The sequence below is a fragment of the Hymenobacter terrenus genome, from assembly GCF_000972495.1.
In the GTDB taxonomy this organism is placed as follows: domain Bacteria; phylum Bacteroidota; class Bacteroidia; order Cytophagales; family Hymenobacteraceae; genus Hymenobacter; species Hymenobacter terrenus.
Map to the genome: position 1 here is coordinate 69,768 of NZ_LATM01000002.1, position 26,310 is coordinate 96,077.

General features: G+C 57.8%; 23 protein-coding genes. 16 read left to right on the plus strand and 7 right to left on the minus strand.

What is annotated here, in order from left to right:
* Positions 1-119 precede the first annotated feature (119 nt).
* The 8 genes from WX88_RS04865 to WX88_RS04900 all read left to right on the plus strand — a co-directional run bounded on the left by WX88_RS04865 (position 120) and on the right by WX88_RS04900 (position 8,520).
* Positions 120-1,958 (plus strand): OstA-like protein, encoded by a 1,839-nt coding sequence (locus WX88_RS04865; protein ID WP_052732359.1) that lies wholly within the window; start codon positions 120-122, stop codon positions 1,956-1,958.
* Between the two features lie 104 nt (positions 1,959-2,062).
* Positions 2,063-2,896: an outer membrane protein assembly factor BamD gene (locus tag WX88_RS04870; RefSeq protein ID WP_046243222.1), complete on the plus strand. Its 834-nt coding sequence runs from the start codon at positions 2,063-2,065 to the stop codon at positions 2,894-2,896.
* A 20-nt stretch (positions 2,897-2,916) separates the two neighbouring features.
* Positions 2,917-3,264: a DNA-directed RNA polymerase subunit omega gene (locus WX88_RS04875; protein ID WP_046243223.1), complete on the plus strand. Its 348-nt coding sequence runs from the start codon at positions 2,917-2,919 to the stop codon at positions 3,262-3,264.
* A 151-nt stretch (positions 3,265-3,415) separates the two neighbouring features.
* A complete protein-coding gene (locus WX88_RS31930; RefSeq protein WP_072052941.1) occupies positions 3,416-3,994 on the plus strand; it encodes a flavoprotein in 579 nt (192 codons plus the stop codon).
* 108 nt (positions 3,995-4,102) lie between these two features.
* Positions 4,103-4,753, plus strand: a complete 651-nt coding sequence (locus WX88_RS31935) for a phosphopantothenoylcysteine decarboxylase domain-containing protein (RefSeq protein ID WP_046243225.1) — start codon at positions 4,103-4,105, stop codon at positions 4,751-4,753.
* The gene (porD, locus tag WX88_RS04890) at positions 4,750-5,673 is read left to right on the plus strand and encodes a type IX secretion system protein PorD (RefSeq protein WP_082115855.1); all 924 of its coding nucleotides are present in this window, start codon (positions 4,750-4,752) and stop codon (positions 5,671-5,673) included. The genes WX88_RS31935 and porD overlap by 4 nt, the downstream gene beginning before the upstream one ends.
* 103 nt (positions 5,674-5,776) lie before the next feature.
* Positions 5,777-7,447, plus strand: coding sequence for a DNA repair protein RecN (gene recN, locus WX88_RS04895; RefSeq protein ID WP_046243227.1), 1,671 nt, complete (start codon positions 5,777-5,779; stop codon positions 7,445-7,447).
* 248 nt (positions 7,448-7,695) lie between these two features.
* The gene (locus tag WX88_RS04900; RefSeq protein WP_046243228.1) at positions 7,696-8,520 is read left to right on the plus strand and encodes an enoyl-ACP reductase FabI; all 825 of its coding nucleotides are present in this window, start codon (positions 7,696-7,698) and stop codon (positions 8,518-8,520) included.
* 100 nt (positions 8,521-8,620) lie between these two features.
* Here the strand turns inward: WX88_RS04900 and WX88_RS04905 are convergent, their stop codons facing one another.
* Positions 8,621-9,262, minus strand: a complete 642-nt coding sequence (locus tag WX88_RS04905) for a chloramphenicol acetyltransferase (protein ID WP_046243229.1) — start codon at positions 9,260-9,262, stop codon at positions 8,621-8,623.
* A 135-nt stretch (positions 9,263-9,397) separates the two neighbouring features.
* The gene (locus WX88_RS04910; protein ID WP_046243230.1) at positions 9,398-10,336 is read right to left on the minus strand and encodes a D-2-hydroxyacid dehydrogenase; all 939 of its coding nucleotides are present in this window, start codon (positions 10,334-10,336) and stop codon (positions 9,398-9,400) included.
* A 201-nt stretch (positions 10,337-10,537) separates the two neighbouring features.
* Between WX88_RS04910 and WX88_RS04915 the strand changes: the two genes are divergently transcribed.
* Positions 10,538-11,284 (plus strand): SDR family NAD(P)-dependent oxidoreductase, encoded by a 747-nt coding sequence (locus tag WX88_RS04915; RefSeq protein ID WP_046243231.1) that lies wholly within the window; start codon positions 10,538-10,540, stop codon positions 11,282-11,284.
* 68 nt (positions 11,285-11,352) lie between these two features.
* Positions 11,353-11,499 (plus strand): hypothetical protein, encoded by a 147-nt coding sequence (locus WX88_RS29860; RefSeq protein ID WP_156175947.1) that lies wholly within the window; start codon positions 11,353-11,355, stop codon positions 11,497-11,499.
* Between the two features lie 34 nt (positions 11,500-11,533).
* Here WX88_RS29860 and WX88_RS04920 read toward each other — a convergent pair whose 3' ends face one another.
* Positions 11,534-13,138, minus strand: a complete 1,605-nt coding sequence (locus WX88_RS04920; RefSeq protein WP_046243232.1) for a hypothetical protein — start codon at positions 13,136-13,138, stop codon at positions 11,534-11,536.
* An 81-nt stretch (positions 13,139-13,219) separates the two neighbouring features.
* The gene (locus WX88_RS04925) at positions 13,220-14,029 is read right to left on the minus strand and encodes an SDR family NAD(P)-dependent oxidoreductase (RefSeq protein WP_046243233.1); all 810 of its coding nucleotides are present in this window, start codon (positions 14,027-14,029) and stop codon (positions 13,220-13,222) included.
* 149 nt (positions 14,030-14,178) lie between these two features.
* Between WX88_RS04925 and WX88_RS04930 the strand changes: the two genes are divergently transcribed.
* From WX88_RS04930 to WX88_RS04940, 3 genes are all read left to right on the plus strand, one after another.
* Positions 14,179-15,477, plus strand: a complete 1,299-nt coding sequence (locus WX88_RS04930) for a cytochrome P450 (protein ID WP_046243234.1) — start codon at positions 14,179-14,181, stop codon at positions 15,475-15,477.
* Positions 15,478-15,978: 501 nt separating this feature from the next.
* Positions 15,979-16,620, plus strand: a complete 642-nt coding sequence (locus tag WX88_RS27240) for a hypothetical protein (RefSeq protein ID WP_052732360.1) — start codon at positions 15,979-15,981, stop codon at positions 16,618-16,620.
* A gap of 109 nt (positions 16,621-16,729) precedes the next feature.
* Complete coding sequence (locus WX88_RS04940) at positions 16,730-17,323, plus strand: REP-associated tyrosine transposase (protein ID WP_046243235.1); 594 nt, start codon at positions 16,730-16,732, stop codon at positions 17,321-17,323.
* 230 nt (positions 17,324-17,553) lie between these two features.
* Here the strand turns inward: WX88_RS04940 and WX88_RS04945 are convergent, their stop codons facing one another.
* Together WX88_RS04945 and WX88_RS04950 are read right to left on the minus strand one after the other, a co-directional pair.
* Complete coding sequence (locus WX88_RS04945) at positions 17,554-18,351, minus strand: HNH endonuclease (RefSeq protein ID WP_046243236.1); 798 nt, start codon at positions 18,349-18,351, stop codon at positions 17,554-17,556.
* A 90-nt stretch (positions 18,352-18,441) separates the two neighbouring features.
* The gene (locus tag WX88_RS04950; RefSeq protein WP_046243237.1) at positions 18,442-19,020 is read right to left on the minus strand and encodes a hypothetical protein; all 579 of its coding nucleotides are present in this window, start codon (positions 19,018-19,020) and stop codon (positions 18,442-18,444) included.
* 943 nt (positions 19,021-19,963) lie between these two features.
* On the opposite strand from WX88_RS04950, the gene WX88_RS04955 reads away from it, so the two are divergent.
* Positions 19,964-21,739 (plus strand): hypothetical protein, encoded by a 1,776-nt coding sequence (locus WX88_RS04955; RefSeq protein WP_046243238.1) that lies wholly within the window; start codon positions 19,964-19,966, stop codon positions 21,737-21,739.
* Between the two features lie 310 nt (positions 21,740-22,049).
* Positions 22,050-24,863 carry a T9SS type A sorting domain-containing protein gene (locus WX88_RS04960; RefSeq protein WP_197076676.1) on the plus strand — a complete coding sequence of 938 codons (2,814 nt, stop codon included), beginning with the start codon at positions 22,050-22,052 and terminating at the stop codon, positions 24,861-24,863.
* A gap of 184 nt (positions 24,864-25,047) precedes the next feature.
* Here the strand turns inward: WX88_RS04960 and WX88_RS04965 are convergent, their stop codons facing one another.
* Positions 25,048-25,719: a hypothetical protein gene (locus WX88_RS04965; protein ID WP_046243240.1), complete on the minus strand. Its 672-nt coding sequence runs from the start codon at positions 25,717-25,719 to the stop codon at positions 25,048-25,050.
* A 275-nt stretch (positions 25,720-25,994) separates the two neighbouring features.
* Here WX88_RS04965 and WX88_RS30725 point away from each other — a divergent pair, with 275 nt between their 5' ends.
* Positions 25,995-26,231 carry a hypothetical protein gene (locus WX88_RS30725; RefSeq protein ID WP_046243241.1) on the plus strand — a complete coding sequence of 79 codons (237 nt, stop codon included), beginning with the start codon at positions 25,995-25,997 and terminating at the stop codon, positions 26,229-26,231.
* Positions 26,232-26,310: the final 79 nt, after the last annotated feature.

The following is a 26,310-nucleotide window of genomic DNA, read 5'->3' on the forward strand; positions in this document are numbered from 1 at the left end:
TAGTTGCCATCAGGCTCCCCTCTCCTGGGAGAAGGGCCGGGGGTGAGGTGCCCCGGATGGGTACTACCACGCAAAGATGCGCGTTAGCCCCGGCCCCCGTCCGTACCTTTGACCACCGAATGTCCCTCTCCCGCGTTTTTTTTCTTCTGTCATTTCTGCTCCCGCTGCTCGGGCAGGCCCAACGCTCAACGCCGCCACCGAGGCCGGGCGTGCCGGCTGCGGCGTCGCCCGCCCCGCCCCGGCGCTCCGCTACGGCCAGCTCGCCTCCAGAGGCCCCGCCGCCGCTTGCAGGCAAAGGTTCTCCAATTAAACTGTTGACCGCGGGTGAATTAGTAGGTGGCGATTTTAACGGCGTAAAAATCCGGAAGCTGCTCGGCAACGTCAGCTTCCAGCAGGAAGACACCTTTCTGTACTGCGACTCAGCCTATCAATACCTCGACCGGAACCAGGTGGAGGCCTTCAGCAATGTGCGCGTGCTCCAGAATGATACCGTGACCATTACCGGCGACCGGGGGTATTACGATGGCGACAAGCGCACGGCCCGCATGATTGGCAACGTGGTGATGCGCGACCCACGCATGACCCTGACCACGCCCTCGCTGGACTACGACCTGAACCGCAAAACGGCCGCCTACACCGAAACCGGCCACCTCACCGACCCGCAAAACACCCTCGACAGTCAACAAGGCTTTTACGACACCGTTTCCAAAGTCTTCGTTTTCAAGCGTGATGTCCACTTGGTGACGCCCGATTCCGAGTTAAACAATGACACGCTGCGCTACAATACCGTCAGCAAAATTGCCTACTTCAACGGCCCCACGCGCATCAAGGGCAAGCAGGGAAACCTGTATGCCGAGGCGGGCAATTACAATACTCGCACCCGGGTTTCGGACTTTCAGAAAAATGCCAAAATCGACACGCCCAATTACCTGTTGGGTGGCGACCGGCTGGTGTACGACGAGGTGAAGCTCTACGGCGTGGCCAACGGCCACGTGTCGTTGATTTCCAAAAAAGATAACCTGACCCTGCGCGGCGACGCTGGTAGGTACTGGCGCGGCCTCGGCCGTACCAAATTATACGGTGGCCGGCCGGTAGTGCGCAACATCAGCCAGAAGGACACCTTGTACATGGCCGCCGATACGCTAATAAGTCTGGAAGCACGCCCCGGCCAAACCACCACGCGAACTGTAATCTACGCCTACCCGAAGGTGCAGATTTTCCGGGGTAATATGCAGGGTATCTGCGACTCGCTGACCTACGACCGGCAGGACAGCATCATCTACCTGAACCAGGACCCGGTACTGTGGCAGGCCAAAAACCAGCTCACCGCCGACTCAATGCAGATTCGCTCGAAGCGGGGCAAAGTAGACGAGATGCGTCTCTATGCCAATGCATTCGCCGTCAGCCAGGATACGTTGCTCAACTTCAACCAGACCAAAGGCCGCAACATGATGGCCTATTTCCGCGACAATAAAATGCGGCGCGTAGATGTGCTTGGCAACGCGGAAAGCATCTTCTACGCCTTGGATGGCGACACGGCCACCACCGGGATGAACCGCGTGCTGTCGGCCAACATGCGGCTGCTTTTTGTCGAGAGCAAACTCAACAAAATAACCGTTCTGGCCAATCCCGAGGCCAAGTTTATTCCGCCCCACGAGCTCAAGCCCGACGACGAGCGCCTCAAGGGCTTTGCGTGGCGAGCCAAGGAACGGCCCACTCGTCGGCAGGTGTTAGGCAAGCAGTTCGACGACCGGCCTAGAAAGCGCCCCGCGCCCAAGAAAAAAGCCAAACCGACATCCAAACGCACTATCAAGGCGAAAGCTACTCCTAAAAAAACACCCACTAAAACCACGCCTCAGCCGGTGCCGAAGCCCAAAACGGCACCCCAAACTACCAAGCCGGCTGCTTCTGTAATTTCTCCTAAGCCGTCAGCCGGAGCGCCGAGTACGCGGCGCTAGCTGCAACCTTTGGGCCTCGTTAGGCACTCTTGCTCCCGATGGACTAGCCTGATGCGGCGTCCCGTTTGCCTTCGCCGGCTCAAATCGTTACCTTTGCACCCCTTATGCCGATTTCCCGCCTTACGGTTCTGTTTCTGCTCGTTAGTACGCTCATTCTGGGCTCCTGCGCCAGTGGTTACCAGCGCCTGCTGAAAAGCACCGATGTTAATAAAAAGTACGAAGCCGCCGTTAAATATTACGACAAGGGCGACTTCTTCCGGGCAGGCACGTTGCTCGAAGACCTGATTCCGCTGTTAAAAGGCCGGCCCGAGGCCGAAAAAGCCCAGTTCTACTTTGCCAATACGAACTACAAGCAGCGCAACTATGTGCTGAGCGCCTTCTATTTCAAGTCGTTCACCGATACGTACCCCAACTCGCAGTACGCTGAGGAAGCTTCTTTCCTGCACTCCAAATCATTGTTTCTCGATTCGCCGGGTTTTGAGCTGGACCAGACCAACACGGTATCCGCGCTCGAATCCATCCAGGATTTCCTGAACCGCTACCCTGAAAGCAAGTTCAAGAGCGAGACCGAGAGCATGGCCCAGGAGCTGCAGAAAAAGCTGGAGAACAAAGCCTTCGAAAGCGCCAAGCTGTATTATCAGCTCCGTTACAACCAGGCGGCCGTCGTAGCGCTCACTAACTTTCAGCTGCAATACCCGGCCTCGGCCTATGCCGAGCAGGCGGCGTTTCTGCGCCTGACCGCCCAGTATGACTGGGCCCAGGAAAGTATCGAATCGAAGCAGCGCGAGCGGTTTCAGGAAGCTGTGAACTTCTATCAGCAATTTATTGACACGTATCCGCAGAGCAAAAACCTGAAAGCCGCTCAGAATATGTACGACGTCAGTCAGGCCCAGATTGCTAAGCTAAAGGCGGCGCCAGCGGCGGCGGCATCCAACTAATTTATATTTAAATTCAGCCCATGAAACCTAATCCCAACACCCCGTCGAGCTCCATTATCACGCGCAACGTGGCCGATATCACCGGCGAAAACGGCAACGTGTACGAGGCCATTGCCGTGATTTCGAAGCGCGCCAACCAACTGTCGGTGAAACTGAAAGAAGAGCTGAACGACCGTCTGGCCGAGTTCGCCTCTACGGTTGATAACCTGGAAGAAGTGTTCGAAAACCGCGAGCAAATCGAGGTTTCCAAGCAGTACGAACGCATGCCCAAGCCTACCAGCCTCGCCATCGAGGAGTTTCTGCAAGGCAAAATCCAGTACATCACGCCCGAGCCCGAAGAAATTCCGGTGCCCCGCGAGTTGTTTTAACTGACCGTTGGTCGTTGTCAGCTTTTACATGAGAACGTCACGGTGTGTTGGTCAAAGCATCTCTATCGATACACCGTAGAGATATTTCGGCCAGTACACCGTGACGTTCTTTTATTGCTTAATAATAACTGACAGCTAACGATAAAAGGTGATGCCAGAGCCTAGTAACCCGCAATCAGGAGTCCTGTATGGCCGGCGCATTTTGCTAGGGGTGAGCGGCAGCATCGCGGCCTACAAAGCCGCCCCGCTCACGCGTTTGCTCATCAAAGCCGGTGCCGAAGTACAAGTCATTCTCACCGAAGCGGCTGTTGCTTTTGTTACGCCCCTCACGCTGGGCACGCTCTCAAAAAAGCCCGTTTTAACGGGCTTTTTGCGTAATGCGGCCGCTGGTGAATGGCACAATCACGTGGAGCTAGGCCTTTGGGCCGATGCGTTGCTGATTGCGCCCGCCAGTGCCAATACCATTGGGCAACTGGCCAACGGCTTGTGTCCTAATTTGCTCTGTGCAGTGTATCTGTCGGCTCGCTGCCCAATATTTTTGGCTCCTGCTATGGATGTCGACATGTTTGCTCACCCCGCCGTGACGCAAAACTTAGTGCGGCTCCGCTCATTCGGCAACCATGTTTTCGATTCGCCCAGCGGTGAGTTGGCCAGCGGGTTGAGCGGGCACGGGCGCATGCTGGAGCCCGAGGATATTGTGGCAAAGCTGGAGCAGTTTTTCAATCCATAATGCCAGAAGCTGCGTCATGCTTAACGTATTAGACTATGACGTTTTAGTGAACCAATCCGAGTGGTGAGCTAACCTTATGGCGGCTAGTCGGCACTTAAATCAAATTAGATGCGTGTTCTCCTCACCGCTGGTCCTACTTACGAGCCTCTTGACCCCGTTCGTTTCCTCGGCAACCGCTCGACGGGCAAAATGGGGTACGCCTTGGCTGAGGCCTTCGCGGCCCAAGGGACGGAGGTAACGCTGGTGAGCGGCCCCAGCCATCTGCCTGATCCGGCCAGTTCGCGCATTCGGACCGTGCGGGTCGAAACCGCGGAGCAGATGTTTGCAGCGGCAGCCGAAGCTGCTGTTGAGGCCGATGTCTGGGTGTTTGCGGCGGCCGTGGCTGACTATCGGCCGGCACATGTAGCGGCGGAAAAAATAAAAAAAACGGGCGAAACGCTTACCCTAGAGCTGGTGAAGAACGTGGATATCGCCGCCACCCTCGGCCAAAGTAAGCGGCCTGAACAATTTGCGGTGGGTTTTGCGTTGGAGACAGAGAACGAGTTGGCGCACGCCCAGGACAAGCTCCGCCGTAAGCATTTCGACCTCATTGTGCTGAATTCCCTGCGCGATGCGGGCGCGGGCTTCGGCCACGATACCAACAAGGTGACCGTGCTGGATGGCGCCGGCCAAATCGTTAATTTTGAACTGCAGTCCAAAGCCGACGTGGCCCGCGGACTGGTAAGCCTGATTCTGGCCCGCCTGACCTTACCTCTATGATGCAAAAGTTTCTCGCAGCCCTCTCCATGTTCGGGCTGCTCCTCGTGACAAGCCCCGCCGCCCGCGCCCAGGAACTGCTGGCCGAAGTTCAGGTGACGACTCAAAACGTCACTATCACCGACCCCACCATTGTCACGCAGATGCAGAACGACATCCGGACGTTCCTCAACAACCGCGCCTGGACCACTCAGGCCTACCGGCCCGAGGAGCGGATTCGGCTGAGAATATTTATCGGCATCACAGCCATCCCGCAAAATGGAACTTACAATTCCACCATGCGCCTGATTTCGACGCGCCCGGTGTACGGCAGTGGCTACGACACCAACGTCATCAGCATTAACGACCGGAGCTTTAACTTTAACTACTCGCCTCAAAATCCGTTGGATTTCTCGCCCAACAGCTTCGTGTCTAACCTCTCGTCGCTGCTGGGGTACTATGCTTACCTCGTCATTGGCGTCGACCGCGACACGTTTGGCCGGCTCGGTGGCACGCCGTATTATGAGCTGGCCCGTAACGTGGTCAACTATACAGCCAATCAAACCTCGACCAACGAGCCCGACGAAGGATGGCGTGGCAGCGGGTCCCGCGAACGCCACTGGCTGCTCGATAATATTACGGACCCGCAGCTCGAAGCTTTCCGCACGGGTTTGTACGGCTATTATCGGCAGGGAATGGACGTCTTCATAGAGAAGCCGGAGGAAGCTCGTACTTCAGTAATGGCGGCTTTGACGGGGATACAAAAAGTGGCCGTTACGCGCCCGGGAACCTTGTTTGCCCGTGCTTTTTTTGACGCGAAAGCTGACGAAATATCTAATATTTTTCGGACCAGTCAAAATCAGCAACAGAAGCAGCAAGTAGTGAGCATGCTCACGGAAGTGGACCCGACAAATTCGGCCAAGTACCAGACTATACTTAAATAAATTATGGGTTATGGGTTATGAGTTATGAATTAGCAACAGGCTACTACGGCTGTTCCTATTTTAATAACTCATAACTCATAATTCAAAACTCATAATTCTCATAATGTTAGTCGATTTACGTATTAAAAATTACGCTCTTATCGAGCAACTGGAGCTGCGCCCGTCGCCGCTGCTGAATATTATTACGGGGGAAACGGGGGCTGGCAAGTCCATTATGCTGGGTGCCATTGGCCTGTTGCTGGGCAACCGTGCCGATTCGCGGATGCTGTTTGATACCGAGCGCAAATGCGTGATTGAAGGACAGTTTAACATTGCTAACTACCAGTTGCAAGATATTTTCGAGGCGGAAGATTTAGACTATGACACGCACTGCATTCTGCGGCGCGAAATCAGTCCCAACGGCAAGTCGCGCGCTTTCGTGAACGACACACCTGTAACACTGGAAGCGCTGCGGAAAATTGGCGCCAATCTGATGGATATTCACTCCCAGCACGATACGCTGCTGCTGGGCGATGCTGTTTTTCAACTCAACCTACTGGACTTATTTGCCGGACTGGTGCCGCAGCGCACGCAGTACAGCAACGCCTTCCGCCAGTACCGCAAGCTGGAAACCGACTTGCAAACCCTGGAAAGTCAAGCGGCCCAGGCCAGTAAGGAACTGGATTACAATAGCTTCTTGCTGAATGAACTGGAAGAAGCCCGCCTCGACACTGAAGACCAAGACGCCCTGGAGCAGGAGGTAAAGCAGCTGGAGCACGCTGAGGAAATCAAGTACAAGCTGAGTCAGGCCCTGCACGGGCTGCGCGACAGCGAAATCTGCGCCACCGGCAGCATGAAAGAAGCCGTGACGCTGCTGGGCCAGGTGGCCAGCTATGCCGATAATTTCAAGGAACTGCGCCAGCGTCTCGACAGCTGCTTGATTGAGCTGCACGACATCGCCGATGAAGTGGAAACGGCCGAGCGCCGCACCGAGGGCGACCCCGCGCGCGCCGAGGAGCTGCAAGACCGCCTCAATGTGCTCTATACGCTGCAGCGCAAGCACCAAGCCCGCGACCTGCCCGCCCTAATTGCCGTTCGTGATGGCCTGCGGCAGAAAGTAAGTTCGGTGCTGAATCTGGATAAGGAAATAAGCCGCTTGCGCAAGGACTCGGGCGCGGCGCTGGCTGCCGTAACCAAGCAGGGTACCAAGCTTTCGGAGAGCCGTCGCAAGTCGTTTCCCACGTTTGAGAAGCAGCTGGGGTTGCTGCTGGCTGACCTCGGTATGCCGCACGCCCGCATTGTGGTGCAGCATAATACCGGGGCGCCTGCCACCAGCGGTATTGATGTGGTGAACATCCTTTTCACTGCCAACAAAGGTGCCCAGCCCCAGACCTTGAGCAAGGCCGCGTCGGGCGGGGAATTCTCGCGCCTGATGCTCTGTATCAAGTATATGTTGGCCGATAAAACGGCGCTGCCCACGATAGTGTTCGACGAAATTGACACCGGTATTTCCGGCGAGATTGCCGTGAAAGTGGGCCGCATGATGCAGCAAATGGCCCAGAAACACCAACTGGTGGCTATTTCTCACTTGCCCCAAATGGCCGCGGCCGGCGACGCACACTACTTTGTGTATAAGGAGGACCGTGCCGACCGCACGGTGAGCCGTATCCGCGAGCTGAACCAGGATGACCGTATTAAGGAAATTGCTCACATGATTGCGGGGGCTAAGCCGAGTGAGAATGCTTTTCAAAGTGCACGTGAGCTCTTGGCGTTGCGGGGGGAAGTGGCGGCATAGTTATCGGTCATCACCAAGTGAAGGCCACGCAACCTAGCCTTTCTTGGCGACTATGCTGGGCTAACGACAAGCCAATTCGGCTAAGCCCGCTAACTTGCCGACCTAAACCAAATGGTTTGGCTTGTCACTTTATCCGGTGTCGCTCGGGAAGAACAGCCTTGCTATGCTGAACTTCGTTTGCCGCATTCCGCGGCATTCCACTGGCAATGACGGGCTATTTTCATTACTACTTACTCCACTAACCCACCATGCCTAATAACCTTCTCGCCGGCAAAGTCGGCATCATTTCCGGCGCGCTCAATGACCAATCCATCGCCTGGAAAGTAGCGCAGAAAGCACATGCCGAAGGCGCCCGCTTCGTGCTCACCAACGCGCCGCTGGCCATGCGCATGGGCGAAATCAACAAGCTGAGCGAGGAATGTAACGCGCCCATCATTCCGGCCGATGCTACGTCGACGGAGGAGCTGGAAGCGCTGTTTGCCGGGGCGCAGGAGAAGCTGGGCGGTAAGCTCGATTTCGTGCTACATAGCATTGGCATGAGCGCCAACATTCGTAAGAAAAAGCACTACGGTGAGCTGGACTACAAGTTCTTCCAGCAGACGATTGACGTCTCGGCCCTGTCGCTGCACAAGATGCTAGCTGTGGCTGAGAAGCAGGATGCCCTCAACGAGTGGGGCAGCATCGTGGCGCTGAGCTACATTGCCTCGCAGCGCGCTTTCCTCGACTACACCGACATGACCCAGGCCAAAGCCATGCTCGAAAGCATTGCCCGCAGCTACGGCCAGCGCCTCGGCAAGCTGAAAAAAGTGAGGGTGAATACCATCTCGCAGTCGCCCACCAAGACTACCGCCGGCACCGGCATTAGCGGCTTTGATGCCTTTTTCAACTTTGCGGATATGATGTCGCCCCTCGGCAACGCCCCCGCCGAAGCCTGTGCCGACTACTGTATTTCGCTGTTTTCGGACCTGACCCGCTACGTGACCATGCAAAACCTGATGCATGACGGTGGCTTCAGCACCACCGGCATCTCGGCCGAAGTAGTAGAATTGCTGACGAAGGCAGCTGGCGAGTAGGCGCTGCTTTTTATATCGTACCAAAGCCCGGCCAATTGGCCGGGCTTTTTTGTGGTATGAGGGGCACGCTGGTGGCTCAAAAGACTACCACAAACCTTTTCTAAGCACCACCAACACCATCAAGGCGGCGTTGGAAGGCCTCTAAAAACAATCCCACATGATAACCATCGGCTAAGGCGTGGTGCACATTTACGGACACTGCCATCCGCATGGTACCGCCTTCCTGATAGGTCTGGCCAAACGAGATTTTTGGGGCACTATCGGGGCGGTGAAAGCTGCGGGCGTGGCTCAGGCCCGTGAACCGCACCCATGGCACGGCTGAATAATGGATGACATCGGGGCGGGCCGTACTCTCGTTGAGGCGCAGGCCGGTGCTGTGCTGCACCGCGTCGATTTCCGCATTAGCGGCGACGATGAAATCAGCTAGATTATTATGCTGTTCGATAAAAGAAAAGCCAAACGTGCGGTCGGGGCGGCCGATGGTGGCTGACGCGTGAATCCGGTCGTAGCGGTACACCTGTCCCTGTTCGATGCGACACCGAAACTCCTCCACTTCGTGCGCAGCTTGCAGCGAACAGTGGAGGTAATACAAAAAGAATGAAACGCCCAACTGCTGGGCTTCCGCATAAGCCCGGGTACAATCTACTTCTGCTACCAGCCCGAAAAATGGCTCATCAAATGCCGAAAAAAACGTGAAGTGCTCATGGCGGGGCCAGGTAGCAAAGTCAATTAGCTGTTTCATGGGGGCGCAAGTTCGAGAATTGAGCCCAGACAAGCCGGGCCGACTCCTCTGGTTTGCGGTTCAGCGGGTGGGAGCTAAGGGCGCGCGCAGGCAGGCGAAAGCGGTGGTGCCTCTGGCTCTCGCCAAAAAAAGCACTCAATACCCACGACTAAGGTCTACCAGATTCTTCAATGGTTGGCCGGTGCGAAGCAGCTCCAAGTTGTGGAGCATCATGTCAACTTTGGCTTCGTCTTCGAAGGGCTGGTCGCCGCCGGTGTGCTGAGTGAGGAGCACGTTGGGCAGGGTCCACAGCGGGTGGCCGGCGGGTAGGGGCTCGGTGGCGGTTACATCGAGCACGGCGCCGCCGAGGTGGTTTGTTTGCAGGGCTGCGAGGAGAGCCGGTTCGTCGGTGGTATTGCCGCGGCCCACGCTGGCGTAGATGCTACCGGGGCGCATGGCTGCCACTAGCTCGGCGGAGAAAAAGCCCTCGGCACTGCCGGGAAGGCAGTTTACGACGATGTCGGTGGTGGGCAAGGCAGCTTGTAGCTCTGCTTTGGAATGTAATTGGGCCTGTGGGTCGGTGCGGGCCAGGAGTTGCACCTCGCACTCGAACCCGGTGAGCTGCTGCCGTAATGCCAGCGCAATGGCCCCGGCCCCGAGGATAACGACATGCCGGCCCCGCAGCAGTTGAGCGCGATTGCGCACGAAGGCCCCGCCGACCCATTTCCGCTGTGTTTGGAGTACTGCCAGCGCTGGAATGTGGCGATAGAGCGCGAGCAGGCCGGCTACCATAGTTTCGGCGCAGGGCCAGGCGAAAAAGTCGCCCATGTTAGCCACCGGAATGGCCATATGGACATCGCGGTAGCGCTCAAAGCCGGCCGAGTCGATCTGCCAAAAGCGCAGGTTGCGCAGTGGGCCGTCAGTCAGCCACGCGGGCGGCGGGTTGCCCAGCAAGACCTCGGCAGCTTGAATAGCAGCCTGTTGCTGTTCCGCTGGCACATCCTGGCTGAAGGTGACCGTTAGCCCGGCTGGTAGTTGCCGCTGCAAGTGTAAGCGAGCCGGCGCACTCAAGGGAGAATAAACGAAAAGACGCATAAGGGGCCCGCTGGCAAGGCAGCAAACGATTAACGAGAGGTATTTATACGGTATTCAGGCCAACGTGGGCCTGCTGGTTTGTAAGGGGAGGGAGGCAAATACTTACTTTCGCTTTACACTTCGCTGTCCTAATCTTCAGGCTCCCGCGCTCCTCTCAAACGGAAGGTGAGGGATGAGATGGCATCACAATAATTTCTACCAATGAAAAAACTTGAAAATAAGGTTGTCTTTATAACTGGTGGAGCTTCGGGGCTGGGTCGGGCCGCTGCGCTGGCTGCCGCTGAAGAAGGTGCCAAAGTCGTCATCGCCGACCTGTCCAACTCCGACCATCAGGCTGCGCTGGCGGAAGTCGGTGCGGTGGGTGGGGAGTCCTTGTTTGTTCCGCTCGACGTTACCAACTCCGCTAATGTGCAGGAAGCTATTGCTGCTACCGTGCAGAAGTTTGGCCGGCTTGATGTTGCCTTGAATAACGCCGGAATAGGGGAGGGTTTTGCCAGCTTCCTAGAGACCAGTGAGGAGTCGTTTCAACGCATCATCGGCGTGAACCTGACGGGCGTGTTTACCTGCATGAAATACGAGCTGGCGCAGTTCGTGCAGCAAGGTGGCGGCGTGATTGTGAATATGTCGTCGCTGGCTGGTGTGCGGGGCGCGGCGGGCCTGAGTGCCTACGTGGCCTCCAAGCATGGCGTGCTGGGCCTCACCAAAACGGCAGCACTGGAATTTGCCCGCCGCAACGTGCGCGTGAATGCCATTTGTCCGTATTACATCGATACCCCGCTCATCAAGGATGCTCACCCTGACCAGCGCCAACAGATGATTGCGGCGAGCCCCATGAAGCGCCTTGGTAGGGCGGAGGAAGTAGCCAAAGCATTTATCTACCTCGCATCGGATGATTCGAGTTACACCAACGGCACTCAGCTGGTGATTGACAGCGGCGTGATTTCGTAGAGCGCAGCCTTTGCTGCGTGTCGTTCGCACTGTTCCGAAAATCGTTTGATGATTGTAGGGCGCAGCCTTTGCTGCGTCGCGTTCGCGCCTTGCTGGAAACCGTTCAACGGGATGAGCGGGAGCCCGTGCAGGCGTTCGTGCCCGGCTGGCCGTGGGGGCTGCTGGCCCGCGCCATGAAGTGGCTGCCGCTGCGCTGGGTGCAGAAGCTGCTGTAAGGCCACGGCCTGGACCTAAGAATTGCACTGGGGGCTATTTCAGCTTGAAAACTGATAAAATGCGCACTTCGCCGGCCATTACGCGGTGTACTTCGTGCGGGTAGGGGTAGGGCCGCGGGTGCCAGCGGTAGTTGGTGATGAAGTAGTCCGCCGCCTGTTTCGATTCGGTGAAGACTACGCGCTGGCGGTCGGCCGCGGGCAGCATGCAGAGGTTGAGCCTGGCCACGGGCGCCACCTCGGCATTGGCCTGGATGATGATGCGGGGCCGAGCGTCGTGCGATACAATATAGTTCAGGCCTTGGCGGAAACTCAGGCCCCAGTAGTCAAGCTCATAGGAGGTGGCCACCTGCTGGCCAGCCAACGGGTTGAAATACACTTGTTGGTTGGGGTGAGCTTTTACTATGAATATGGTCAGGTGCAGCATGCTCAGGCCGGTGACTGCGAGTAGGGCGGGGGCAGCCAGGCGCCAGTGCTGGCGCGACGACAGCCAGTGCCATGCGAGCGCCCAGCCGCGCAAGGCCAGTAGCAACAAGGCCGGATACACGAAGTAGAGATGCCGCCAGCCGTCGTACAGCGCCGAGTGTAGCACGATGACGGCGAGTAGCGGGCCGAGCAGCAGCAGGGCAAAAAGCAAGTCCTGCACGTGGTCATCATCGGCCCAAAGCCGCCACCGCACGGGCCGAAACGAGCCCCCAACCGCCACCAGCCCCACCAGCAGCCAAACCAGGTAAAAGACCGGTGTGGTGATGCCAATCCAGACCGGGGCGTAGTGCCAGGGCAGCGCCAGGGCCCGCACCAACTCCCCACGGTAGAGCACGGTGTTGTCCCAATAGTATACGCTCATGTGCTGGAATGCCGATTTCAGGTTGGTCCAGGGGGCTGCCCAGAGGTAGGGCCAGCCGGCCACTACGAATACCGCCAGCAGCACAGCATAAAGCCCCGCCACCCTACCAAGGGTGCGCCACGCGACCCGACCACCCAGGGCCCGCACCACCAGCAGCCCGAGCGTGGCGCCGGGCAGCACTATTCCCATCACCCGGACATCGATTGCGGCGGCGCACGCGAGGGCATGCCAAATGGCCCGGCCGGTCGTGGGCCGTAGCACTAGCCGGACCGCTGTAACGGTGGCAATGGCCATGAGGGCCATGAAGACGGCATCTTTGCTATTATAAAAAGACTCGGCAAACAGGCGCGGGCTGAGCACCAGCCAGGCGGCCCCCAGCAACCCCAGGCGCCAGTCGCTAAAGCGTTGCCGACCGAGCTGATACACGGCAATAACGCCGCCGAAGCAGACAAGGAACGTGAGCAGGTGCCGCAGCCGGTAGCGGGCGCCCAGGTCGTCGATGCGCAGCACCCGCTCGAGCAGGCAAGCCGGCATTTCGAAAACGACGCCGTAATCACGGTTGGCCCAGTCGGACAGAGGTGGGTAGGTGCCATCCTGGTGATGGGCCACGAGCGCTGGGAAAATCTTTTCGGCGACGTACCGGAGCGATACCATGCCCGTGGCGCGGCTGAGGTCTTCGTCCCAGGAAATGCCGTAGTCCGGATAAATGCCCAGCCCCAGCAGGAGCAGCAACCCAAAAAAGCCGTAAACGCAAACCCGGCGGGTCGTAAACAAGGCAAGCCAACGGCGCATCATGGCGCAAAGTAAGGCGTTGCGCTACGCAAAAAGCCCGGCCATTGCGGGGCCGGGCTTTGGAGTAGGCATTCGGGAGGGGGCTTAGCGCGACTGGTGGGCGCTTTCGTCGCCGTCGACGGGCTCGCCCATCTTGTGCATGCCGGCGGCCACCAGGGAGTCGGGCACGACGTTGCTTAGTTCCACTTGCACCTTGTTCATAAAGCCGGAGATGACTTTGTCTTTGCCGGCGAGCAGGGCTTCGTAGCCGTCTTTGGCCACTTGGGCGGGGTCGGCTCTGCTGCCCTGCACGAGTTTGGAGCGCTCCATGTCGGCTTTATTGAAGAAATCGGTGTCGGTTACGCCGGGTTCCAGGGCGGTTATAAGGATGTTGCTGCCTTTGACTTCTTCGCGGATGGCTTCGGTGAAGGAGGTGACAAACGCCTTGGTGCCGTGGTAGACGGCCTGGAGCGGGCCGGGCAGCTCGCCGCCGATGCTGGATACTTGCAGGATTTTGCCTTCGTTGCGGGCCACCATTTCCTGGAGGTAGAGCTTGGTGAAAATGACGTAGGTTCCGATGTTGAGCTGGATGATGTCGAGCTCGCGGTTGAGGTCGGTGGTGGTGAACAGGCCGTATTGGCCCTGGCCGGCGTTATTCACCAGCGCATCAATCTGGATGCCCTGGGCTTTCACCTGGTCGTAGACCTGGAAAGGGGCTTCGCGCTGGAATAAGTCGGCGGAAATGGGGAGCACGTCGATGCCGTATTGCTGCCGCAGCTCGGCGGCAGTTTGTTCGAGCTCCTGCTCGTCGCGGGCGACGATGACGAGGTTGTACTTGTCCTGGGCGAAGCAGTTGGCCAGCTCGCGGCCAATGCCGTTGGTAGCGCCGGTGATGAGGGCGGTTTGGGTTGCCATAACGATGGAAATGTTTAGGAAGGATGAACGTTTTCTAACGTAGGCTATCGGGGGCTGGTTATGGTTGGGGTTGATGATTTCTGTGGCTGGACGGTAGTATCCCAGGGCGTTAGCTTGCGTAGAAACGGCCTCACTGTTACCAATTACCCATGCCGACTATTCCCCGCGAGCCTGGTTTCGACAGCACTTTGGCGGTGCTGCGCGAAGGCTTTCCCTTCATCTGGAACCGCTGCCAGCGCCACCAGAGCGACGTCTTTCAGACCCGCCTGATGGGCCAGAAAACCATTTGCCTGCACGGCACCGAAGCGGCCCGGCTTTTCTACGACCCCGACCGCTTCATCCGCGCCGGGGCCGTGCCGCGCCGCATTCAAACCACGCTTATGGGGCAGGATGCCATTCAGACGCTCGATGAGGGCCAGCACCAGCGCCGCAAGCGCCTGTTTATGGACCTGATGACGCCCGAGCGGGTGGGCTACCTGCTCGACCTGCTGGCCGAGGACTGGGAGCTGTCGGCCCGCGAGTGGGAGCAGCAGGAGGAAGTGGAGCTGTTCCCGGCCGCGCAGGACATGCTGTGCCGGGCGGCGTGTGCCTGGGTTGGCATGCCGCTGGGGGAGGACGAGGTGCGCGAGCGGGCCCGCGATTTTGGCCGTATGGTGGATGCTTTTGGGGGCGTGGGGGCCCGGCACAACCGGGGCAAACGCGCCCGGCGGCGCGCGGAGGCCTGGGTGCGCGCCCACGTGAAAGACGTGCGCAGCGGCCGGGCCGAGGTGCCGGCCGGGTCGCCGGCGGAGGCTTTTATCTGGTTTGAAGACGGGGAGGATGAGCTGCTCAGCCCCCAGATGGTGGCCGTGGAGCTGATTAACCTGCTTCGGCCTATCGTGGCCATTGCCACCTACATCACGTTCGGGGCCAAGGCGCTGGCCGAGCACCCGCCGTACCGGCAACTGCTGCAACGCGACGACCACTACGCCCACCTGTTTGCCCAGGAGGTGCGCCGCGATTTTCCCTTCGGGCCCTTCACGGGGGCGCGGGTGAAGGAGGATTTTACCTGGCAGGGCTACCGCTTTCCCAAAGGCACGCTCACGCTGATTGACATTTACGGCACCAACCACGACCCGCGCCTGTGGGAGGACCCGGACACGTTCTGGCCCGAGCGGTTTGCCAACCGTGAGCCCACGCCCTTCGACATGCTGCCCCAGGGGGGCGGCGACTACCTGAGCGGCCACCGCTGCGCGGGGGAATGGATTACGCTGTCGGTCATTAAGCAAGCCATGAATTTTCTGGCCCGCCGCCTGCGCTACGAGGTGCCTCCGCAGGACCTCAGCTACGACCTGACGCGGATGCCCACGCTGCCCCAGAGCGGCTTCATCATGCGGAACGTGCAGTTGCTGGCGCCGGAGCGGGAAGCGCCGGTTGCGGCGGTGGCCGGGTGCCCGTTTCATCATTAGGGGCCGGGCGGGGCAGTGCGGACCAAAACATCGTGTTTAAGCAGAAACATCGTGTTTGAGTAAAACATCGTGTTTTGGTCCATGCAGGGTGTTTTGGTAGAAACAGGGCACTTGCGGCGGTTTGCGGGGTGCATGCGCCGATTTGCGGGGCCCATGAAGGGATTTGCGGCCTCCCTGAGTGGGTTCGCGGCTTACATGTGCCGATTTGCAGGGTGCATGAAGGGATTTGCGGGTGCCACGAGCAGGTTTGCGGGTGCCATGCGGTGATTTGCGGGGTCCGATTGGGGTTTCGCGGGGTGCAGGAAGGGATTTGTGGGATGCAGGAACGGGTTTGCGAGGTGTAGCACGAGCGTAGCGCGAACGTTGTAGTCCGTGTCCCCGCCGGATAGCCGAATGACGGCCACATGGCGCGGGGACGCGGAGTACAAGGTTCGCACTACGTGTGGCTGAGGACTATATTGGTCGTGTGGTCGGCCACTCGCGGCCGGCGGCTCAGTCCTTATGCTGTTCGAGAACCTGGCCGAGTTTGCCCGGGCGTCCAAGTACCTGCCCGATTTGGCGCCCGAGGTGGCGTTTCTGATAAAGCCGGATTTTTTCTACGGCTCGTTCAATAAGCCGGAGCCCAACGACCTGCGCAACAAAGTGGAGAAGCTGTACCAGCCCCGGCAGACGCGCAGCGGGCAGATGGTGCTCAGCGCCGCCGCGCAGGGCCACGAAAGCGAGTTGGCGCGCTACTATACCTCGGTGGTGCAGGCCGCTGCCAAGCACCGCAAGCAGCTTCGCGAGCAAGCCCACTACTTCTGGATGCGGCCCGTGCTGCTGAGCCGCGGCGAGGTGCAGCTCTCGTTTCCGTGGTACGACACGTTTCCCGAAAACGCCTCTTTGCTCAAGAGTCTGCTCGACCCGAAGCCCGAGGGGCTCCTTTACAGCGACATGGACCAGGGCTGGACCGGCGGCGCCTACGCCACGGCCGACAAGGTGTATTTCGTGGAAGGCGACGAAGACGGCAAGGTGCACACGGCCTGCCACACCGACCGCGCCCGCGTGCAGCAGGCGGCGACCACCACGCTGGCCCGCACCCGGCAGGTGCTGGAGACGCTGGTGAAGCAGGTGGGCCAGGATTATTGGGGGTTCGGAAAGTAGCTGGGTAGTAGCGCGAACTTTGTAGTTCGCGTGGCAGCACGACTATCGTTAGAAGCGGCGCGGGGACGCGAACTACAAAGTTCGCGCTACTATCGTGCTACTTTCCGGCATGGGAAACCTGATTTACTACGAGCGCAACCTGCCGCATCGCCTGCCGGCAGGGGCGGCTATTTTCCTCACGTTTCGATTAGCCGGCTCCCTGCCGGGCCATGTATTGACGCGTTTGCAGATGCAATTCAGCGTCAAAGAGACCGAAAACGCCGAAAGCGGTTATGCTCAGCAACGTCGCTATTTCGGCCGTTTCGATGAGCTGCTGGACGGGGCTGCCCACGGCCCGACGTGGCTCCAACAGCCGTTGGTGGCGGAACTGGTAGGCGCATCCCTGCGCTACTTTCACGCTAGCGCCTACCAACTGGTGTGTTACTGCCTCATGCCTAACCACGTCCACGCGGTAGTTTTGTTGCTTGAGGAAGCCGCGCCCTTGGCCGAAACTTTGCAACGTCTGAAGGGCTACACGGCCTTGCAAGCCAATAAACTGCTCGCTCGCACCGGGCAATTCTGGCAGCGTGAAACCTACGACCACATCATCCGCAGCGCGGAAGAGATGACACGCATCATCGCCTACGTAGTAAATAATCCAGTGAAAGCAGGCCTGGTAGAAAGTTGGGAAGAATGGCCGTACACTTATTGGCCGGAGGTGTAGCTCGCAGTAGCGCGAACTTTGTAGTTCGCGTGCCAGCACGACCATCCCCGCGCCGTTCGCCCAAATCGTTCTGCCACGCGAACTACAAAGTTCGCGCTACTTTGCGCGGCAGCTTGGCTACCACGGTTGCGTAGTATGCCGGAGGTAGCGCTCCTATTGTGCGGGGCCGGGCTTGGAGGGCTGCGATGGTCATTCAGAGAGTTATATAATATGCATGGCGCCAAAATTATTTACCTTGTTCTGCTTGCCATTCTTCTTTCGAAATACCATATCAAATTCAAGTTGTGAGGTAAAAATAAGTTTCTAATTTCTGGGGTAGGGAACATATCATTCAAGCAGATGCACCAATTGTCTGTGCCTACAGTAAGCCTCAATATAGTATATGAGGAAATTTGATTGATAGAGTAGGAGTAGCAATTCACTTTTTCCTTGACTTCATTACCTGACGCATCATAACTAATTAAGTCTTCGATACTGCCTCTTGAGAAGTGGAAAATCGGCCAAATTTCTTTTAAAGAACCATAACGAGCATATTTCCTGATTTCATCGAACAATCCACTTCTAGCCATTTGCGCATCATGTAGACATATAAGCTCTACGCCTATCTTGCCTAAAAACCGTCCCAACTCGTTCAGAACTCTGGGGGTCAGCACATACTTGAATCTGCCTTTATAATCAGAGATTGTTTTATCATCAGGAATAAAAATTGCTGTTGAGAAGTCTTCCTGGGATTCAAAACTGATATTATCGTTAGCCGCGTGGCTATCTGGAAATCTTCCCTTGTTCTTGGTCGGCTTTGCGAAGTCTATTTTAGGCAGTTTGTGATGCTTTGACTTTATGCCAAGTATTGTTCTCCAAAAGCCTATAGGAGTCTTGCTCAATACATAGTTCTCAACATGGCTGAAGTGCTTTTGGCAACTGTCACACACTTCTTTGCGCAGAATTAAATCATTATTGCCGAGTGATTCAGGTATTATATGCTCAATCGTATTGAACTGGTTACTTAGGTTACAAAAGAGACAGAGCATACTTGTGGGAGTTAGTTTAAAATTTTTACGAAGCTGTATCCAGCACCTCATCTCCATCGTCGGCCATCGTCTTCGCCAGCTTCTCAATATCTAAACTCCGTGCCGAGGCGTCGAAAACAGCAGCGCATCCAGCGCGGCAGCCTCCGTTTCGTAGGCTTCGGCTTGGAGGCGGAGCAGGTGGTAGCGGGCGGCGTGGCTGGGCTTGAACCGGCGGGCCAAGGTTTGCACCCAGCGACTGATGGCGGCGTTCATATCCTCGTCTTCCGGGCTGGCGGGGGCAGCTAGGTCGGCCACCACCGCCGGCATGACCTGCTGCCAGCGGCTGGCGTACACCGCCCGGGCCGTGAGTTTGCCAAGCTCGAAGCGCAGCACAGTGGCTTTGGCCCGGCAGTAGTTGCGGCGCGCTGCCAGCGGTGCGGCCTCCGGTGCGGGGGCCGTGGCGGGCAGCGGCTCGTCATCGGGAGGGAGGATCGGCGTGGCGGGCAAGTGCCGGGTCAGGGGCCACAGCCGATGACGCAAAGTGAAGCTGAGGTCGCGGCGGCCGGCCTCAATGTGGCCAATAATGGCCTTGCCCACATCCAGAAACAGGGACAGCTCGTGCTGCTTAAGCCCGAAATAGCGGCGCACGGCCCCAATGGGGGTATCGGTGGAAATAAATCGGCGAGCCATAAGCAAGACAAAATGAGGTAGACATTTTCAACAGAATTGAAAATAAGTATACAATATAGTATATATTTTTAATTTTGCTGAAAATGTCTACCTGCATAAGCCGAGTTGAGCCGGCTGGCTGGACCCCAGCTGGTTGGGACAGCGGTTCCAAGAGCCTGGCACGGGGCACGGTTTAGCTGTGCCAGGGCGTGGCGTCTTCTCCAATAGGGCTGCTGGACTGAATTCCGACTGCTAGGCCGGTCAGGCCTCGAAATCGCGGTGGTCGGGAGAGTGCGTGCAGGTTCCAATAGACTTTCCCATAGTTCTGCCCCTGGCGCGAGTTTAGCGCAGCGTAACTCGTGCCCTGCTTTCGGGCGAAGCTGTGCCTCGAATGGAATAGTTGCTATAAAAACTGCTTGCCCGACGCCGCCCTTTAGTCCGCGAGTTCGCCGGACCAGCTGACGCGCGGACTAAAAGTTCACGCTACGGTACACCCATTCCGAAACCGCTCTAGTAGTCTTGTTCACGCTATTGTGAATATGAATTTGCTCTTATTACTACTCTTTGGAAAAATATTTAGACAGAGTTTAGCCTATAAATTATCTGCTAGCATGCTCCTTGACTTGAGGATTACGAGGGAATAAGTAAAAATCAATCTTATATTTCTGAAAGTCGATTAAAATAAAGAGATAGAATTTATTTTCTTGATTCAGTTAGGGTATAATTTTTCATTAATAAATAATGAAACCGACAATTTAATAATTAGCCATGGAAATGGTTGAAATTATTTTTTATAAATAATTTACCCTTGTTGTCAATGGGTTGACATAATTATTGCCGAGTGCCATAGATTTTCCTAATCAGGCAAAACAACCTTTCGCAATACCCGGCCGAGTATGGTTCTGTATCTCTAATTAAGTCGTCCTGATAATTGGGCGGCTATCTAAAACCCCTTTCCTTTTTTATGAAAGCTTACACACTAAAATCCTGCTTGCGCTCTACTCGCAAGGGGAAACGCACCCTCGCTCTACTAGTGGCCTTGCCGCTAGCGCCGCTGGCGGTGCAAGCCCAGGCTCCGGCTTGGCAAAAGGCTGTTTCGGTGGCCGTTAACAACAATTTTTACGCTGGTACTGAGGGCGTGACCGCCACGGCGGCTGATGCCAGCGGCAACGTGTACCTGGTGGGTAGTTTCAGCGGTACGGCCACTTTCGGCAATATCACCGTGACCAGCACCAGCAGCACCGGCAACTCATTCGTGGCTAAATGGAGCCCCGCCAACGGCTTCCTGTGGGCTAAGAGCATCAGCGGCGCATCGGCCAATGCGGTGGCTGTGAGCGGGGCCAGCGTGTATGTGGCGGGTACTTTCTTCGGCACGACCGAGTTTGGCACCACGCGCCTGGCCAGCTTGGGCATCAGCGATGCATTCGTGTTCAAGCTGACGGACGCCGGTAGCAGCGCGAGCTTTGCCTGGGCCCAGCGGGCCGGTGGCAGCAGCATCGACAATGCCACCGCAGTAGCGGTGAACGGAACGAATGTGTACGTGACGGGCGGATTTTCAAGCATTGCCGCTGACTTCGGCAGCACCACGCTGGCTAACAGTGGCCCCAACAGCAACCGCAACTTGCTCAATGATGTATTTATCGCCAAGCTGACGGATGCGGGCACCAGCGCGAGTTTCGCCTGGGCCCAGCGCGCCGGCGGCACCGGCCCCGATACCCCCGCCGCCCTGGCGGTGAACGGAACGAGCATTTACGTGGCTGGTCAGTTCAACGGGAATGAGGCCGGCTTCGGCGGCACTATTCTGGCCAGCGCCAACACCAACAACGACGTGTTCGTGGCCAAGCTGACGGACGCTGGGGCCAGCGGCAGCTTCGCCTGGGCCCAGCGGGCTGGCGGCACGGGGTACGACGCCGCTAAGGCGTTGGCCGTGAGCGGTACGAACGTCTACATCGCCGGCGAAATTGCGAGCCCGACTGCTGCCTTTGGGGGCACTTCCCTGATCAGCACCGGCAGCTCGAATGCATTTGTGGCCAAGCTCACCGATGTGGGCGCGAGCGGCAACTTCACCTGGGCGCAGCGCGCGGGCGGTGCGGGCGCTAACGTAGCCCGTGCGCTGGCCGTGCGGGGTGCCGACGTGTACGTGGCCGGGGCTTTCTCCGGCAGCGCGGCGGACTTCGGCCGTACCAAACTGGCGAGCTTCGGCGGTAACACGTCCATCTTCGGTGGTGACGATGTGTTCGTGGCCAAGCTAACGGATGCGGGCGCGAGCGGCAGCTTCGCCTGGGCCCAGCGTGCTGGTGATGCCGGTGCCGACGCGGCCGAGGCCTTGACTTTGAGCGGGGGTACTGTATATGTAACAGGCAGCTTTGCCGGTTCTAAAATTGCCTTCGGCAGCACCGTTCTGACCAAAACCAGTGCCTCCTCCACCGATGGGTCGGGCTTTTTGGCGGCGCTCACCGACGTAGCGTCTACTCAGGCTACCACCGCGCTGCTGGTGGACGTGGCCCCGCACCCGAATCCGGCGCAGGGTGCTACCGCAGTGACGCTGCCAGCCGGCTCGCAAGCCAGACTCGTTCTGACCAATGCAATGGGCCGGGTGGTTCGTGTCCAGAACGTAAAGTTGTCGGCCACTGAGCCCACGACGGCACAATTATCCCTGGCGGGTTTGGTATCGGGCCCCTATCAATTGCGCGTGCAGGCCAATGGGGAATCTGGGACGCATATGCTTGCCATAGACTAACCCACAGGTAAGTCTCCAGCCAATGGCCAGTGGCGGCGGTAAAAATGCTCAGGTGTTGCCCCTGGGTGTTTTTAGCGCCACCACTGGCCGTTTTTTTTCATTTCTCTGGGTTGGTAAGGTAGAATTCCAATGCTGTCTGATGGTCTTTCGGGGTGCAATTCTGAAACAGCCGTGAGTCTTGGGGCTGTGGAGCATTATGTGGTCGTTGACGGGCTTATATTTGGTATAAGTACTGTTTGAGACGTAACGATTTAGGTAAAAAGTATAACGGCTCATGCGGGCGACAAATCCATTTACCCACAGAAAAGCTATGAACACAAGAACCCAATTGAGTAAGCTCCTTGCCCCAGCGGTTATTGCCCTGGCCGGTTTGATGGGAGGGCCGCCGGCGCACGCCAGTAACAGCTTCGGCGCGAAGGCAGCCGCCACAATAAAGGCCAAATCGCCGCTGAGAACTACGGCTACGTCCGCGGTGACGGCGGCGGGCGATGGCAAGATTATCCGCGAGTACTGGGCAGGCTTGCCAGGCACGGCCGTCAGCGTGCTGACGAACAGCGCCAGCTACCCCAATGCTCCAACCTCGACCGGCGTCCTGACGAATTTCGACGCTCCCCGGGATGTGGCCGACAACTACGGGCAGCGGCTGCGGGGCTACTTAAAAGCCCCCGCCACCGGAACCTACCAATTCTGGATTGCCAGCGACGATGGCAGCGAGCTGTGGCTGAGTACCAACGGGACTAGGGCGGGCAGGGTAAAAATTGCTTCCGTCAATGGATGGACCAATCCCCTGGAATGGAACAAATACGGGTCGCAGGCCTCAACTGGCATCAGCCTGGAAGCAGGCAAATGGTATTACATCGAAGCACTGCACAAGGAAAATGACGGGGGCGACAACCTTTCGGTGGCCTGGCAAGTGCCGGGTGGTAGCCGCGAGGTGATTCCCGGCAGCGCTCTTTCGTCGGTACTGCCCGCTTCGGTTTCGGCACCGGGCACCTTTGCGCAGACCGCGCCCACCTCGGCCGCAACGGGCGTTTCGCTGACGCCCGCGTTCACCTGGGGCGCGGCGGCCAATGCCAGCAGCTACGCCCTGGTTGTTTCGACCAGCAGCAGCTACGCCAACCCCGTTATCAATGTGAGTAACCTGACCACGGCCAGCTATTCGCCTGCCGTGGCCCTGGCCGCCAACACTACTTACTACTGGAAAGTGACGGCCACCAACGCTGGAGGCTCAACGGTGGCTACCAACGCCGGGCTGTCGTTTAGCACGGCGGGGGCCGCGACGACCGGAACCACGTACTATGTATCTCCTTCCGGCTCCGACGCGCCGGGACGAGGGACGTCGGACAACCCGTACCAAACGCTGGCGTATGCCGCGACCCGCGTACCGGCGGGGCAGAACAACACCATCTACCTCAATCCCGGAACGTACCGGGAAACGGTCGCGACCGTCCTGCCGCTGGGGGTCAACATTCAGGGGGCGGGCGAGGCCAGCACCTTCATCACATCGGCCGGCGCCATTCCGGCTCCCGGCGTTAACCAGACCGCCAGCGACTGGAAGCTCCGGCACGATGGCAGCCTGATTCAATTGGTTTCGCCGATTTACTCGGGCAGCAGCCCGGCCTACGGGGCCCCCGCCGACATGATTGCCGCCGCCAACGGTAACCAGACGCTGAGTGGATTCACCCTCGATGGCAACAACAAAACCATCAAGGCAGGCGTTTGGGTGCTCAACCGCAACAACGTGACGATGCACCACGTCACGTTCAAGAATTTCCAGCAGCGTGGCGCCGTCTTCACCCGCGGCGACATGTGGTGGCAGGTGCCGCTGCCCGAGGGCAAGTGGATGAAAAACACGACAATCTATAACTGTACGTTCACCAATTCCGGGGCCGATATCAGCGGCGAGAGCCTGGGCAACCTCTGCTTAGGCGGCCTCGATGGCGCGTCTATCTACAACATCACCGTGAATGAGAATCAGGGCTACGGCATCAAATTCATCCACGTCGGCCACTTCCGCAACGTGAAGATTCACGACTGTTTTATCCGCGTGCCCGAGTATGACCCATCGTGGGGCGAGGACATTTCCATTGAGCTGTGGAATTTTAGCTACGGCAACGAAATCTATAACATCGATTGCAACACTTGGCTTTCGCTGGTGAATCACGTTGGCTTTAACGACTACCAACCCACCACGGCTCGCCCGAGCAACTTGAAAGTGCGCAACGTGAGGATGGTGGACCTGGACGGCAGCAGCGGCAAAGAAGCGGTTGAGTCGGCGCTGAGCGGAGTGGAAATTTCCGAGTGCTACTTCCAGGACAAAGGGTTCGGCATCGCCGTGTGGGGCGGCACCGCCTGGGGCGGCAGCGTGGCCAACCACGACGTGTTCATTCACAACAACATCTTCGCCAACGTTGCCCGGACGCCCGCTTTCGGTTTTGGGAGCAGTGCCGCCGTGTTTGTGCCCGACGCCGCCTACAACCTCAAAATCTACAACAACGTGTTTGACCGGCTGGGCAACGCCTTACAGCTAACCGCCGCCAACGGGGTCGATGTCAAGAACAACGCGTTCCTAAACACGGCCGGCGCCGATGTCGAGGGCGGTAGCAGCGTCACATTTGCCAATAACCTGAAGTATCACACCAATTCCGCGCAGGCCGGTTTCCGCACCGGGGGCACCGTGGCCGCCACCAACATCCTCGGCAGCCCGGGCTTCACCAACACTGGTACCCGGTGGGGAACCTACTACCAGCCCGCCACGGCCAGTAGCCTAGTGGTCAACAAAGGCGTCGACGTAGGCACGCCCTTCGTAGGCCTGCCCGACATTGGACGCTGGGAGTTTACGGGCACCGCAAGCAGAGTAGCAGCCGTATCGCAGGCCGCCGAGGAGGAAGTAACGGCCTATCCGAACCCGACCCAGGGCGTTGTTCACCTCGATTGGGCCCCGGCTCATCAGCCTACCCACATCACCGTCCAGAACGCCCATGGCACCATCGTGTTAGACCAATCGGTGGCCAACCCGAACAGCGCTGACATCAATCTGGAGCGCTTCGGCAGTGGCCTTTATTTCCTCCGCATTCAGGACGAAAGCGGGGCCTCCTCTAAAAAGGTAATCCTCGTGAAGTAAGATAGGATTCCAGAGGCCGCCTCGGATTCTTGAAAAGAACGGCCCGTCGTGCTCAGCGCGACGGGCCGTTCTTTTCAGTAGGCTTAGTTGGTTGCGCTTTCGGAGTTGTAGTCCGAAAGAACGTTGCTCTTTTTTCTAACTTGGCCCTCCGCTTCTTCAATTCGAGCTTGAAGGTTCCAGCTACTTATTGCTGTATAAATTCCTCCAGCCGCTGTCGGGTAATGGTCTGGTTATCCCAATAAAAAGGGTCCTTTTCCTCCGTGCGCGCCAGCGACGCATCCGATTGGTTGGCCAGCCAAGCCTCAAATTCCGGACGGCGGGCGAAAGAGCGCAATGGCTTCAATTCGTATTCCCACACTTCACCATAGCGGAAGTGGCCCTGGTAGTAGTCGAAGCCCATGCCGCAGTAGTCGCGGTGACTATAGCCCAGCGTCTGGCCCCGACTGAGGGTAATGGCTACTTTTTCGGCGAGGGCGGGGCCGTAGGCTGTGCGGTCACGGAGCTGCTGTTTTTTGTTGGCAACTTCCTGCTGCTTCTCGGCGCGGGCGGCGGCTGCCTGTTGGGTCTGGGTGGTACGCGCATAAGTGCCCCGACCAGTGGCTACTTCTAAGTCGATGGTGAGGCGAGCGCTACCGTCGGAGTAATGAACATCGAGGTAGTCGCCCACCAAGCGGTTAAAGGCACGGTCGTCGAAATCCCAGAAGAGAACCGATTGGCCATTGGCTTTCTCACCCGTGAGGGTAAATTGGGCTGAAGGGCCATTAACCGCGAAGCGGCCACGCACGCAGCCTGCCGTTTCCAGCCGTCGCCGCAGGTGCTCATTGATAAGGAGTTGAGTTTCTGAAAGGGCAGCCATGGCAGGAGGTAAAAAAACATGCGCCGTCAAGCTTCAGAAAGCAGCGCTTATCTCAAAAGTAGGACGTAGACGCAGCTTTTTCGAATGTTTCCAGGCCATCTCATGACTAACCTATTTTTATGGATTGCTGCCCTAAACTGGGTTTATCACGAGAGTTGAGCCGCCGAAAAGAGGCCAGCGCGCAATAATCTGGCTGTTTACAGAGTTACTACCCCAGTAGCAAACGCTACCGATGGCAGAAAATGCCATTTGTAAGTGCCACCATTCCTCTTTTTATGTTGCGTATCGCCCTGTTGTTTTTCTGCATGCTGGGGTTCCTGGCCTCCGAAGTACACGCCGAAGCCGCCACTGGCCCGCTTCACCGGCGCAAGCCAATGGCGGGCAATTACCGCCCGGTTTACAAACTATACCGCAACCACAGCAGCCGGAAAAACGGCACCTTTACGCTTTTCAAGCGTCGCTCAAAAATTCATCATCATTCCTCCCGCTCAAGAGCGCGGCTCGGTATATAGGTTAGCTGCAGTAGCCACCAGATTGGAAAGTTGCCGATTAAGTTGGGGAGCCCGGCCTAGGTAGCCCCGTTGCCCTACC

Excerpts from the sequence above, each read along its gene's own strand:
- WX88_RS04865 (WP_052732359.1), top strand. The coding sequence starts at position 120 with ATGTCCCTCTCCCGCGTTTTTTTTCTTCTGTCATTTCTGCTCCCGCTG.
- WX88_RS04870 (WP_046243222.1), top strand. The coding sequence starts at position 2,063 with ATGCCGATTTCCCGCCTTACGGTTCTGTTTCTGCTCGTTAGTACGCTC.
- WX88_RS04875 (WP_046243223.1), top strand. The coding sequence starts at position 2,917 with ATGAAACCTAATCCCAACACCCCGTCGAGCTCCATTATCACGCGCAAC.
- WX88_RS31930 (WP_072052941.1), top strand. The coding sequence starts at position 3,416 with ATGCCAGAGCCTAGTAACCCGCAATCAGGAGTCCTGTATGGCCGGCGC.
- WX88_RS31935 (WP_046243225.1), top strand. The coding sequence starts at position 4,103 with ATGCGTGTTCTCCTCACCGCTGGTCCTACTTACGAGCCTCTTGACCCC.
- porD (WP_082115855.1), top strand. The coding sequence starts at position 4,750 with ATGATGCAAAAGTTTCTCGCAGCCCTCTCCATGTTCGGGCTGCTCCTC.
- recN (WP_046243227.1), top strand. The coding sequence starts at position 5,777 with ATGTTAGTCGATTTACGTATTAAAAATTACGCTCTTATCGAGCAACTG.
- WX88_RS04900 (WP_046243228.1), top strand. The coding sequence starts at position 7,696 with ATGCCTAATAACCTTCTCGCCGGCAAAGTCGGCATCATTTCCGGCGCG.
- WX88_RS04905 (WP_046243229.1), bottom strand. The coding sequence starts at position 9,262 with ATGAAACAGCTAATTGACTTTGCTACCTGGCCCCGCCATGAGCACTTC.
- WX88_RS04910 (WP_046243230.1), bottom strand. The coding sequence starts at position 10,336 with ATGCGTCTTTTCGTTTATTCTCCCTTGAGTGCGCCGGCTCGCTTACAC.
- WX88_RS04915 (WP_046243231.1), top strand. The coding sequence starts at position 10,538 with ATGAAAAAACTTGAAAATAAGGTTGTCTTTATAACTGGTGGAGCTTCG.
- WX88_RS04920 (WP_046243232.1), bottom strand. The coding sequence starts at position 13,138 with ATGATGCGCCGTTGGCTTGCCTTGTTTACGACCCGCCGGGTTTGCGTT.
- WX88_RS04925 (WP_046243233.1), bottom strand. The coding sequence starts at position 14,029 with ATGGCAACCCAAACCGCCCTCATCACCGGCGCTACCAACGGCATTGGC.
- WX88_RS04930 (WP_046243234.1), top strand. The coding sequence starts at position 14,179 with ATGCCGACTATTCCCCGCGAGCCTGGTTTCGACAGCACTTTGGCGGTG.
- WX88_RS27240 (WP_052732360.1), top strand. The coding sequence starts at position 15,979 with ATGCTGTTCGAGAACCTGGCCGAGTTTGCCCGGGCGTCCAAGTACCTG.
- WX88_RS04940 (WP_046243235.1), top strand. The coding sequence starts at position 16,730 with ATGGGAAACCTGATTTACTACGAGCGCAACCTGCCGCATCGCCTGCCG.
- WX88_RS04945 (WP_046243236.1), bottom strand. The coding sequence starts at position 18,351 with ATGCTCTGTCTCTTTTGTAACCTAAGTAACCAGTTCAATACGATTGAG.
- WX88_RS04950 (WP_046243237.1), bottom strand. The coding sequence starts at position 19,020 with ATGGCTCGCCGATTTATTTCCACCGATACCCCCATTGGGGCCGTGCGC.
- WX88_RS04955 (WP_046243238.1), top strand. The coding sequence starts at position 19,964 with ATGAAAGCTTACACACTAAAATCCTGCTTGCGCTCTACTCGCAAGGGG.
- WX88_RS04960 (WP_197076676.1), top strand. The coding sequence starts at position 22,050 with ATGAACACAAGAACCCAATTGAGTAAGCTCCTTGCCCCAGCGGTTATT.
- WX88_RS04965 (WP_046243240.1), bottom strand. The coding sequence starts at position 25,719 with ATGGCTGCCCTTTCAGAAACTCAACTCCTTATCAATGAGCACCTGCGG.
- WX88_RS30725 (WP_046243241.1), top strand. The coding sequence starts at position 25,995 with ATGTTGCGTATCGCCCTGTTGTTTTTCTGCATGCTGGGGTTCCTGGCC.